At 60.5% G+C, this 12502-nt stretch carries 7 protein-coding genes; 6 read left to right on the forward strand and 1 reads right to left on the reverse strand.

All coding sequences use genetic code 11. The annotated features are described in order from the left end of the window. Nucleotides 1–2 precede the first annotated feature (2 nt). A complete protein-coding gene (locus V7Z56_RS06085) occupies nt 3–779 on the forward strand; it encodes an ABC transporter permease (RefSeq protein WP_334128477.1) in 777 nt (258 codons plus the stop codon). A 21-nt stretch (nt 780–800) separates the two neighbouring features. Here V7Z56_RS06085 and V7Z56_RS06090 read toward each other — a convergent pair whose 3' ends face one another. Then, nucleotides 801–3068, reverse strand: a complete 2268-nt coding sequence (locus V7Z56_RS06090) for an NADP-dependent malic enzyme (protein WP_334128478.1) — start codon at nt 3066–3068, stop codon at nt 801–803. A 154-nt stretch (nt 3069–3222) separates the two neighbouring features. Between V7Z56_RS06090 and mutS the strand changes: the two genes are divergently transcribed. The 5 genes from mutS (at nt 3223) to trpS (ending at nt 12459) form a co-directional block, all read left to right on the forward strand. Beyond that, nucleotides 3223–5850, forward strand: a complete 2628-nt coding sequence (mutS, locus tag V7Z56_RS06095; protein WP_334128479.1) for a DNA mismatch repair protein MutS — start codon at nt 3223–3225, stop codon at nt 5848–5850. A 79-nt stretch (nt 5851–5929) separates the two neighbouring features. Beyond that, complete coding sequence (locus V7Z56_RS06100; protein WP_334128480.1) at nt 5930–6700, forward strand: SDR family NAD(P)-dependent oxidoreductase; 771 nt, start codon at nt 5930–5932, stop codon at nt 6698–6700. Between the two features lie 240 nt (nt 6701–6940). After that, nucleotides 6941–9733: a [protein-PII] uridylyltransferase gene (locus tag V7Z56_RS06105; RefSeq protein ID WP_334128481.1), complete on the forward strand. Its 2793-nt coding sequence runs from the start codon at nt 6941–6943 to the stop codon at nt 9731–9733. A gap of 37 nt (nt 9734–9770) precedes the next feature. Continuing rightward, entirely contained in the window at nt 9771–11327 is a 1557-nt protein-coding gene (gene murJ, locus V7Z56_RS06110) for a murein biosynthesis integral membrane protein MurJ (protein ID WP_334128482.1), read from the forward strand. Nucleotides 11328–11460: 133 nt separating this feature from the next. Beyond that, nucleotides 11461–12459 (forward strand): tryptophan--tRNA ligase, encoded by a 999-nt coding sequence (gene trpS, locus V7Z56_RS06115; protein WP_334128483.1) that lies wholly within the window; start codon nt 11461–11463, stop codon nt 12457–12459. The last annotated feature ends 43 nt before the right edge of the window (nt 12460–12502 follow it).

Below are 12502 nucleotides of genomic sequence, written 5' to 3' on the forward strand. Positions count from 1 at the left end.
CGATGAGAATGCCGGAATTTGTCTATGTCCGGGCGGTGTGCGACCGCCAGTACCGCGTTTTCAGGAAGCTGATCGGCTCCTCGCTCGTCTCCAACGTCGCGAACCCGATCCTCTTCCTGTTCGCCTTCGGCTTCGGCATGGGCGCCTTTATCGACACGATGTCGGGGATGAGCTACCTCACCTTCGTGGTCGCCGGCATGATCGGCTATTCGGCGGCCTTCACGGCGAGTTTCGAGACCTCCATCGGCGCCTTTACGCGCTATTTCCTGCAGAAGAACTGGGACGCCATCCTCTCGACACCCGTTACGCTGACGGAACTGCTGCTCGGCGAAGTGCTGTGGGCCTCGATCAAATCCCTGTTTGCGGCCGTCTGCGTCCTTATCGTCGGGTGGATCTGGGGCGGCGTTCCGAACGGGTTTCTGCCGCTTCTGAGCCTGCCGATTGTCTTTATTGGCGCGATCTGCTTTGCCTCTGCCGGCCTTGTCGCGACCGCCTACGCCAAGGGGTACGAGTTCTTCGCCTACTTCTTCACATTCTGGGTGACGCCGATGTTCGTCTTTTGCGGCGTGTTCTTCGAGATCACGCGCTTTCCGGAGTTTATCCAGTATGTCGCCTGGGCCTTTCCGATGACGCATCTGATCGCCGCGATCCGGCCGCTCACGGCCGGGATCGATATCGACGCAGGCGCCATCCTGCTGCATACGGGATATGTCGTCCTGTTCAGCGCTGCGGCGTTCTGGCTCGCCCACCGCAGGCTGCGACAGCGGCTTTACGACTAAGGGCTCTTTAAGGCCGGTCGTTTACTGACCGGCCTCATGCGCGGCAAGCGCCGCCATATTGACGAGATCCGAAACGGTCGCGCCGATCGGGACGATCTGCACCGGCTTTGTGAGCCCGACGAGGAGCGGTCCGATGACCTTGCTTTCGCCAAGGACCGGCATCAGCTTGGAGGCGATGTTCGCCGAATGCAGGCCCGGCATCACCAGAACATTCGCCGCGCCCGAAAGCCGGCAGAAGGGATAGAAGGTCTTCATCAGTTCCGGATTGAGCGCCACATCGGCGGAAATATCCCCTTCATACTCGAAATCGAGCTCTTCCGCGTCCATCAGGGCAACCGCCTCGCGCACGCTGTCGGCGGTATAATGCTTCGGATTTCCGAAATTGGAGTATGACAGAAGCGCAACGCGCGGCTCATGCCCGAGACGCCGTGCAACGCCCGCCGCCTGCTTGGCGATCTGCACAAGCTCCTGCGGGGTCGGCAGTGTGGTCACGGTGGTGTCCGCCATGAAAACAGTGCGATCGCGCCCGACAATAACCGAGACGCCGATAACCAGCGCGCCAGGCTTCGGATCGATCACCTTCTTCACTTCCTTGAACGCGATATTGAAGCGGCGGGTGATCCCCGTCACCAGCGCATCCGCATCGCCGAGTGCAACCATGCAGGCGGCGAAGGTGTTGCGGTCCTGGTTGACGAGCCGTGCGCAGTCGCGCAGCAGATACCCCTCACGCTGCAGCCGCTGATAGAGAAATTCGTAATATTTCTCACGGTCGTCCATCTCGCGGGCGTTGTAGATTTCAATGCCCTCCAGACCGTCGACGCCAATCTCCGCCATGGTCTTGCGTACTTCGAGCTCGCGCCCGATGAGGACGGGAATGCCGTAGCCCGCCTTGTGGAACTCGATTGCGGCACGGATGACCTTTTCCTCTTCCCCTTCGGCAAAGACGACGCGGCGCGGCGAGGTGCGGGCTTCATCGAGAATGAGCTGCAGGGAGCCGGCGGTCGGATCGAGACGGGCGCGCAGCTCGTTCCGGTACGCCTGTTCATCGACGATCGGCCGGCGCGCAACGCCCGAATCCATAGCCGCCCTTGCAACTGCTGTCGGCACGTGGCTGATCAGGCGCGGATCGAAGGGAACGGGGATGATATAATCGGGACCGTAAATGGGGCGGTTGCCCTTATAGGCCGCCGCGACCTCATCGGGCACATCCTCGCGCGCGAGCTCGGCGAGGGCTTCGGCCGCCGCGATCTTCATTTCCTCGTTAATCGTCGTCGCCCGCACATCGAGTGCGCCGCGGAAGATATAGGGAAAGCCGAGAACATTATTGACCTGGTTCGGATAGTCCGAGCGGCCGGTCGCGACAATGGCATCGCCGCGCACCTCGGCGATCTCTTCGGGCGTGATTTCCGGGTCGGGGTTGGCCATGGCGAAAATAATCGGCTTGTCGGCCATTGAGCGCACCATCTCCGGCGTCACCGCGCCTTTTGCCGAGAGACCGAGGAAAATATCGGCCCCCACCATCGCCTCTTCCAGCGTGCGCTTGTCCGTATCAACCGCATGCGCCGATTTCCACTGGTTCATCCCGTCTTCGCGGCCTTGGTAGATCACGCCCTTGGTATCGCAAAGAATGGCATTGTTATGCGGCAGGCCCATCGCTTTCACGAGCTCGAGGCAGGCGATCGCCGCGGCGCCCGCGCCGTTCACGACGACTTTACAGTCGGCAAGCTGGCGGCCCGTCAGATCGAGCGCATTGATGATCCCGGCAGCGCAGATGATAGCCGTGCCATGCTGGTCATCATGAAATACGGGAATGTCCATCTCCTCGCGCAGGCGCTGCTCGATGATGAAGCATTCCGGCGCCTTGAAATCCTCGAGGTTGATGCCGCCGAAACCGGGGCCGAGGAGACGGATGCAGTTGACGATCTCATCGACATCCTCGCTGTCGACTTCAAGGTCAATACAGTCGATATCGGCGAACCGCTTGAAAAGAACCGCTTTTCCTTCCATAACCGGGATCGAGGCGAGCGCCCCGAGGTTGCCAAGCCCGAGGACCGCCGTTCCGTTCGAGATCACCGCGACGCGATTTCCCTTGGCGGTATAGTCATAAACGCTGTCGGGATCGGCAGCGATGGCGAGGCACGGTCCGGCGACGCCGGGGGAGTAGGCGAGCGACAGATCCTGCTGCGTGGCGACGGCCTTGGTGGCGACAACTTCCAGCTTCCCCGGCTTGCCTGTTGCGTGATATCGCAGCGCTTCTTCATACTGGCTTAAATCCGGCTTGTCACTCATCGACCCGTGTCCTCATAATTCTCTTGATATTCAGATTCAAAGTTTAATTTCTAGATGTATATTAAGCGGTTGGCAAAATAGCCGTCTGTGGTAGTTTTCTCCCATGCCTACCCTACAGAAAACCAACTCGCAACCGAATAAATCAGCGACCCCGATGATGGCGCAATATCTTGCCATCAAGGCCGCGCATCCGGATAGTCTGTTATTCTACAGAATGGGGGATTTTTACGAACTTTTTTTTGACGATGCGGTGTCTGCTGCGGCGGCGCTCGATATTGCGCTGACCAAACGCGGCAAGCATGGCGGCGAAGATATCCCGATGTGCGGCGTGCCGGTGCATGCCGCCGACAGCTATTTGCAGAAGCTGATCCGCAAGGGGTTTCGCGTCGCCGTGGCGGAGCAGACGGAAAGCCCGGCAGAGGCGAAGAAGCGCGGCTACAAATCTGTTGTCGCGCGCGATGTGATCCGGCTGGTCACGCCCGGTACAATTACCGAGGACAGCCTCCTTGATACGCGGAGCCACAACTTCCTGCTCGCCCTCGCCCGCGCCGGGAAAGACTACGCCATGGCGTGGCTCGATATATCGACCGGAGAGTTTTTCGCCGGCGCAACCCGGATTGAAGATTTCTCCGCCCAGATTGCCCGCCTGCATCCCGGTGAAATTCTCGTCTCCGATCGCTGGCTGGAGGAGGAGACATTTCGAGACCTCTTCGATGAATGCGGCAAAAGCCTGACGCCGCTCCCCTCCGTTCGCTTTGACAGCCAGAATGGCGAGAAGCGCCTGAAAGCGCTCTTTGACGTCGCGGCGCTCGATGCGTTCGGCGCCTTCACTCGGGCGGAGTTTGCAGCGGCCGGCGCCCTCGTCGATTATGTGGAACTGACGCAAAAGGGAAAATTCCCGCTCATCAAGCCGCCCGTGCAGGTCGCCACGTCCGAGGTCATGTCAATCGATGCGGCGACGCGGCGCAATCTCGAACTCACCCGGACCATGAACGGCGAGCGCAGCGGCAGCCTTCTCGCCACCATCGACCGGACGGTGACGGGCGGCGGCGGGCGGCGTCTCGCGGCGGATATGGCGAGCCCGCTCACCTCGGCGGTGCTTATCAATCACCGCCTCGACATGGTCAGCTACTTCACGGACGATCCGGCAAAAAGAGAGCGGCTTCGCGAGATCCTGCGGCGCTGCCCCGATATGGAGCGCGCGCTCTCCCGTCTCACCCTCGGGCGCGGCGGCCCGCGCGACCTTGCCGTCATCCGTGACGGGCTTGGTGAGACTGCGAACATTCGCGCGGCCATCGCGAGCGGCGATCTTGGCGCCCTGCCGCTCGGGCTTCGCGAGGCGAGCGAGCAGCTCGGCTTTCACGCGGAGCTAGTCGATCACTTGCAGGCGGCATTGCTGCCAGACGTGCCGCTGCTCGCGCGCGACGGCGGATTTATTGCCAAAGGCTACCGGCCTGAACTCGATGAACTTCGCGTCCTCCGCGATGAAAGCCGGCGCCATATTGCCAATCTGCAGGCGGCCTATGTCAAAGAGGTTGACGTTCCCTCGCTTAAAATCCGGCACAACAACGTGCTCGGCTATTTCATCGAGATCACGCCGCGTTTCGTGGACCGGATGACGGACAGGTTCATTCATCGCCAGACAATGGCGAACGCCGTTCGATATTCGACCGTTGAGCTTGGCGAGCTTGAAGACAAGATCTCGCGCGCCGCAGACCGGGCGCTCGCGCTCGAGCTTGCGCTTTTTGACGAGCTGGTGGCCAAAGTGAGCGATGCGGGCCCGGCAATTCTCGCGGCCGCCGAGGCCATCGCCCGTATCGATGTCGCCGCGAGCCACGCGGAACTTGCGGTCGAACAGGCCTACACGCGCCCAATAATCGATGACAGCCTCAGCTTCGAGATCACCGGCGGCAGGCATCCGGTGGTTGAGGCCGCCTTGAAAGCGAACGCCGAGGCGGATTTCGTCGCCAACGACTGCTGCCTGAATGAGGAACAGCGCCTCTGGCTGCTGACCGGGCCCAATATGGCCGGTAAAAGCACCTTTTTGCGCCAGAATGCGCTGATCGCCATTCTTGCGCAGATGGGCGCCTTCGTTCCGGCCACGCGTGCGCATATCGGGATTATCGATCGGCTGTTCAGCCGGGTCGGCGCCGCCGATGATCTGGCCCGCGGACGCTCGACTTTCATGGTCGAGATGGTGGAAACCTCCGCCATTCTCAATCAGGCGGGCGAGCGTTCGCTGGTCATTCTTGACGAGATCGGTCGCGGCACGGCGACGTTCGACGGGCTTTCGATCGCCTGGGCGACGGTGGAGAGCCTGCATGAGATCAACCGCTGCCGCTCGCTCTTTGCGACCCATTACCATGAGCTCACGGTTCTTGCCGCGCGGCTTCCGGCACTTCGCAACCACAGCATGCGGGTGCGCGAATGGAAGGGAGAGGTGATTTTCCTCCATGAAGTCGCGGAGGGATCGGCGGATCGCTCCTACGGGATCCAGGTCGCAAAGCTCGCGGGATTGCCGCAGGCCGTTATCCGCCGCGCAGAAGATGTCCTGAAGGGTCTTGAAGAGAAGGATCAGGGTTCCGCCGCGACGCGCCTTGCCGACGACCTGCCGCTTTTCTCCGCGCTCGTCAATGAGCCGGCGAAACCGGGCGCGGGCGCTGCTCCCTCGGCGGTTGAAACGCGGCTTCAGGGGATAAATGTCGACGATCTTTCCCCGCGCGAGGCGCTTGGCCTGCTTTACGAACTGAAAGAACTCGCGGAGGCGGCAAAATCTTCTTGATGACAAGCTTCTTTCAGGCGGGTAGCCTCTAGTCCGCTAGAACAACCCCCAATAAATAATAACACGTACGGAGAAGAATATGTTCGACTTGACCGGCAAAAATGTCGTCATTACGGGATCCAGCAAGGGAATTGGAAAAGCGATTGCGCATCGTATGGCAGAAGCGGGAGCGCAGGTGACCATTTCCAGCCGCAAGGAAGATCTCTGCCAGCAGGTGGCGACCGAAATCAACGAAAGCCTGCCCGCCGGCTCCGCCGGCAAGGCATTTTCCATCCCGGTCAATATCAACTCGAAAGAGTCGCTGCAAAATCTCGTGGATGAAGCCCACAAGCAGCTTGGCGAGATCCACGTGCTTGTCTGCAATGCCGCGCTCAACCCGTTTTTCGGCTCGTCCATGGATATTCCCGACGATGCGTTCGACAAGATCATGGCCGCCAACATCAAGTCCAACCACTGGCTCTGCAACATGGTGCTGCCCGAGATGAAGGCGCGCAAAGACGGCGCGATCATCATCATCTCCTCGATCGGCGGCGTGCGTGGCAACCCGGTTCTCGGCGCCTACAGCATTTCGAAGGCGGCGGATATGCAGCTTGTCCGCAATCTCGCGGTTGAGCATGGGACGGACAACATCCGCGTCAATGCCATTGCGCCCGGTCTTATCCAGACGAATTTCGCCCGTGCACTCTGGGAAAATCCGGAGATTCTTGAGCGCGCGACCTCCCGCGCACCGCTGAAGCGCATCGGTCAGCCTGACGAGATCGCAGGCGCGGCGATTATGATGGCCTCGAAAGCCGGAACCTTCCTCACCGGGCAGACCCTGATCATTGATGGCGGGCAGACAATCGCCTGATTTACCCCGGCATCCTCTCCGGCCAGCTGTCATTGCCGCCCGTAACTCCTATATGGGATACGGGAGGCCGGGATTGCCCGGCGCCCTCCGGTGCATAAGTTGCCGCATCGGGGGCGCCGCGCCCTTATCTCGCCTGGCGCAAGATATTTCGGGTGTTCGCGGCCATTCTTTGGTAAATAACTGTCAACGGAGTTTATTGAGCCGTTCGCCGCACCCCGGCAGCGGTCAGCTGGATGCCAAATGGAAAAAATTCCGAATCGCAAGGAAATAATCGACCGCCGGGCGTTGGTTCAGGCGATTGGCGAGATCGCGCAAAAGCACGCCGCCGACAGTCTGGAATTTCGCCGCGATCTGCTTGCGCTCCTGAAAAAGACGCTTGATAACGGCAACGCGACGGTAGAAGCGCGCTTCATGCAATCGAACAAGGGCCGGGCGATGATGTACGCCCAGTGCTTTCTGGTCGATCAGCTGATCCGCACGATTTTCGACGTCGCGACGCAGTATATTTACCGCCTCAGCAACCCGACGACCGAGGAAAAGCTCTCACTCGTCGCCGTCGGCGGCTACGGGCGCGGCGAACTTGCGCCCTATTCGGATGTCGATCTTCTCTTCCTCTATCCCTACAAGCGGACCCCGTGGAGCGAGCAGGTCATCGAATATGTGCTCTACATGCTCTGGGACCTCGGCCTCAAGGTCGGGCATTCCAGCCGCAACGTGGATGAATGTATCCGCCTCGCGAAGAAGGACACGACCATTCAGACCGCCCTCCTCGAAGCGCGCTACATCTGGGGCGATCAGGAGATGTTCCGCGAGATGTACCGCCGATATATGAAAGAGGTGGTGGCGGGCCACAGCCGGGAGTTCATCGAGGCCAAGCTGCAGGAGCGTAAAGAGCGGCACGAGCGCTTCGGCAATTCGCGCTATCTTGTCGAGCCCAATATCAAGGAAGGCAAGGGCGGCCTTCGCGACCTGCAGACGCTGTTCTGGATTGCCAAATTCGTGCATGGCACGACCGATATTCCGAAAATGGTCGATCTCGGCGTCTTTACGGAACGCGAGCGGCGCAAGCTGACGAAGGCATCCAATTTCCTTCGCTCCGTGCGCTGTCACCTCCACTACCTGACGCGCCGGCCGGAAGAGCGCATCACGTTCGACGTCCAGAGCGAACTCGCGAGGCGGCTGCAGTATCGGGACCACGCCGGCACCCGCGGCGTCGAACGCTTCATGAAGCATTACTACCTTGTCGCCAAGGATATCGGCGATCTGACGCGCATATTCTGCGCCAAGCTGGAGGCGGAGCAGCAGAAGAAAAGCCGTCTCGCCATTCCGCGGCTCGGCCTCACCAAGCGGAAGCTGAAAGGCTACATCGTCGAGGGCGGCCGGATCAATGTCGCCGATGATGATGATTTCAAGAAAGAACCCATCAAAATGCTGGAGCTCTTTCATCTGGCACAGGAGCGGGAGCTCGACGTTCATCCGAACGCGCTGCGGCTGATCCGGCAGGACCTGCGGCTGATTAATCGCAGCGTCCGCAACGATCCGGAAGCCAACCGGCTGTTTCTTGAGATGATGACCAGCCGAAAGGATCCCGAGACAACGCTGCGGCGGCTCAACGAAGCCGGCGTGTTCGGCAAGTTCATACCCGATTTCGGCCGCGTCGTCGCCCAGATGCAGCATGATATGTATCATGTTTATACCGTCGATGAGCACACCATCCGCGCCATCGGCATCGTCTCGCAGATCGAACAGGGCAAACTTCAGAACGATCATCCGCTCTCCCACAAGATCATGATGAAGAACAGCTCGCGCGTTGTTCTCTACTGCGCGGTGCTGATCCATGACATCGCCAAGGGCCGCGGCGGCGACCATTCCATCCTCGGCGCCGAGGTGGCGGAGAAGCTGTGTCCCCGGCTCGGCCTCTCGCCGTCGGAAACGGAAACGGTGGCGTGGCTTGTCCGCCACCATCTGACGCTCAGCAGCTTCGCCTTCAAGCGCGATATCTCCGATCCGAAGACGGTCGAGGATTTCGTCAATATCATCCAGAGTCCCGAACGGCTCCGCCTGCTGCTTGTCCTCACCGTTGCCGACATTCGCGCCGTCGGACCCAACGTGTGGAACGGCTGGAAAGGCCAGCTGCTGCGCGAACTTTATTACGCGAGCGAAAATGCCCTGACCGGCGGCCATCTCTCCGAGGGGCGGGCCGAGCGCGCGAAACATTATCAGGAAGACCTCCGCGGCCGTCTTCCGCACTGGCCCGACGCGGATATCGACGCTCATATTGACCGCTTTTACGAATCCTACTGGATTGCGACAAACAGTGATGATCGCGTCCGCCACGCCGAGCTGATGAAGCAGGCCGACAAGGAGGGAACGCTTTTCACTATCGCGGCGAAAAGCGATCCTTTCCAGTCCGTCACCGAAGTGATTGTCTACACGGCCGATCATCCGGGCCTTTTCTCCCGCATCGCCGGCGCGATGTCGGTCAGCGGCGCGAATATCGTCGATGCGAAGATCCACACCACGACGGACGGAATGGCGCTTGACACCTTCTTTATCCAGGACAGTGAAGGTCTGGTCTATGACCAGGGCCGGCGGATGGAGAAGCTGCGCCAGACCATCGAGGACACGCTGAAAGGCATCCGCAAGCCGCATCTTGAACTGCTTGACCGGATGGAGACGAGCCTGCCGCGGCGAACGGAAGTCTTCAAGGTGCAGCCGGCCGTTATTCTGGACAACAAGGCTTCGAACACCCACACGGTGATCGAAGTGCGCGGCCGTGACCGGCCGGGCCTCCTGGCCAACCTGACGCGCACCTTGTTCAACCTGTCGCTTTCCATCTCGTCGGCGCATATCGCGACCTATGGCGAGCGGGCCGTCGACGTTTTCTATGTCAAGGACAGCTTCGGCCTTAAAATCACCAACAAGGTGAAACTCGCAAATATCGAGAAGAAGCTTCTGGCCGCGCTGTCCGACGAGCCGGAAACGCAGAAGAAAGCGGTGGCGGCGAAGAAGGTCGCCCCGGTCGGAAGCTGATGGCGGGGCAGGCCCGCGGTTCTGATATGGGTACAAGATGAGTTTGCTTAAATCTGTCGCCACCGTTGGCGGCTATACCATGATCAGCCGCGTGCTCGGGTTTCTGCGCGACATTCTGATGGCCGCCATTCTCGGCGCGGGGCCCGTCGCGGATGCGTTTTTCGTCGCCTTTCGCATTCCCAACATGTTTCGCCGGCTGGTTGCCGAAGGCGCATTTTCCGCCGCCTTTATTCCGCTTTTTGCCCGCAAGCTCGAGCAGGAGGGAAAAGAGCCCGCGCTTGAATTCGCGAGCCACGCGCTCGCCATTCTCATCGGCTTCCTGCTGATCTTCTCAAGCCTTTTCATGATTTTCATGCCCTTCATGATGCAGTTTCTGGCCCCCGGCTTCGAGATGGAGGGGCTTCGCTTCGAGCTTGCCGTCGACTATACCCGCATCACCTTCCCCTATCTGCTGGCAATGGCGATCGTTGCGCTGCTCGGCGGCGTACTCAATGCTTTCTATAAATTTGCCGCGATGGCTGCGGCGCCGATCCTGCTTAATATCATTCTGATCGCCTTTCTGCTGCTCGGCATCGGCAGAACAGACAGCGATGTCGGCATGCTGCTGTCAATCGGAGTTGCGCTTGCGGGCCTTGCGCAGGTTGTGTTCCTCATCATCGCCTGCTGGCGGGCGGAGGCGCGCGTGCCGCTTCGCAGGCCGCGCTTCAATGCCGATATCCGCCGGCTGTTCCGGCTGATGCTGCCCGGCATCCTCGGCGCCGGGGTGATGCAGATTAACATCCTCGTCGGTACGATCATCGCCTCCTATCTTGCGGCCGGGGCGATTTCCTACCTCTATTATGCCGACCGGGTCTATCAGCTCCCGCTTGGCGTTATCGGGATTGCGGTTGGCACCGCGCTGTTGCCAATGCTGTCGCGTCAGCTTCGCAGCGGCGAAGAGACCACCGCGCTCCACAGCATGAACCGGGCGATCGAGCTTTCGATGCTGCTGACGCTGCCGGCAACCGCCGCCCTCGTCGTCATCCCGGAAGAGATTATCGCTGCCCTCTTCCGCCATGGGGAATTTACCGCCGCGGCGAGCGAAGCGACGGCGATGGCGCTCCTTGCCTTTGCGAGCGGTCTTCCCGCCTATGTTCTGGTGAAAATCCTCGCACCCGGCTTTTTCGCCCGCGAAGATACGACAAGCCCCGTGGTCGTCGGTGTGCTCGCGATGCTTCTCAACGTCGGCCTCAGCCTTCTCTTCATCCAGTCGCTCGCCCATGTCGGGATTGCGCTCGCAACCTCGCTTTCCTCCTGGTTCAATGTCATCGCGCTCTTCTTCCTGTTGCGACGGCGCGGCCATTACCGGGCCGACGCGCGCCTGCTGCGGCGGCTCGCCGGCATTGTCCTCGCCTCGCTCCTCATGGCGGGCGGCCTTGCCCTTGCGCGCTACTATCTCGGCCCCCTCCTTGCCGATGATCTCGGCGCGCGGATTGTCCTGCTCGCCCTGCTCGTCGCGGGTGGAATGGCGCTTTACGCCGCCGCCATCCTTCTCTTTGGCGGCGCCCGCCCGCAGGAGGTGAAAAACATGCTGAAACGGCGCGCCTCGGCGTAAATCTGTTGACGCCCTGCCACCCGCCTGCAATAAGGCCGTGATAACCCCCGGGTTCTGCCCGATTCCTGCCCCGACGGCCTGATTGCAGGCTGTCCGATGGGGCGCGTGTCCAAAGCGTGAGGAACAACTCATAATGTCTCGTATTTTTTCCGGCGTTCAGCCGAGCGGCAACCTGCATCTTGGCAACTATCTCGGTGCGATCCGCAACTTCGTCCGATTGCAACAGGATTATGAGTGCATCTATTGCGCCGTCGATATGCACGCGATCACGGTCTGGCAGAATCCGGACGAGCTGCGCAAAAACACCCGCGAAGTCGCCGCCGCCTATATCGCGGCCGGGGTCGATCCGGAAAAGTCGATCATTTTCGCCCAGAGCAGTGTTCCCGCCCATGCGGAGCTTGCCTGGATCTTCAATTGCGTCGCCCGCCTCGGCTGGCTCAACCGCATGACCCAGTTCAAGGAAAAAGCCGGCAAGAACCGTGAGAACGCCTCCGTCGGCCTTTACGCCTATCCGAACCTGATGGCGGCCGATATCCTCGTCTATCGCGCGACCCACGTCCCGGTCGGCGAAGATCAGAAGCAGCATCTTGAACTTGCCCGCGATATCGCCCAGAAGTTCAATAATGATTATCACACCGAGACCTTCCCGCTGCCGGAGCCGCTGATTTTCGGCGCGGCAACCCGTGTCATGTCGCTGCGCGATGGCTCCAAGAAGATGTCAAAGTCCGATCCCAGCGATTACTCGCGCATCACCTTCATGGATGACCGGGACAGCATCGCGCTGAAGCTGCGCAAGGCGCGCACCGATCCCGAGCCGCTTCCCGACAATGAGAAAGAGCTGGAGGGGCGCCCCGAGGCGGCCAACCTCGTCGGCATCTATGCGGCGCTTGCCGATCGCACCCGCCAGCAGGTTCTTGAGGAATTCGCCGGTGCGCCCTTCTCCAGCTTCAAACCGGCCCTGACCGATCTCGCAGTTGAGAAGTTCGGCCCGATCGGCGAGGAGATGAAGCGTCTTGCCGCGAACCCCGATCATGTGGACGCGATCCTGAAAAAAGGCGCCGAGAGAGCCGCTGCGATCGCAAACCCGATCATTCGTGAAGTGAAGGATGTCGTCGGATTCCTGCAGCCGTAACCGCGGGGCCGCTTGTAAGTCCAAGCAGGCGACATACATTTCA

This window comes from Sneathiella sp. (genome assembly GCF_036844445.1).
Lineage (GTDB): Bacteria > Pseudomonadota > Alphaproteobacteria > Sneathiellales > Sneathiellaceae > Sneathiella.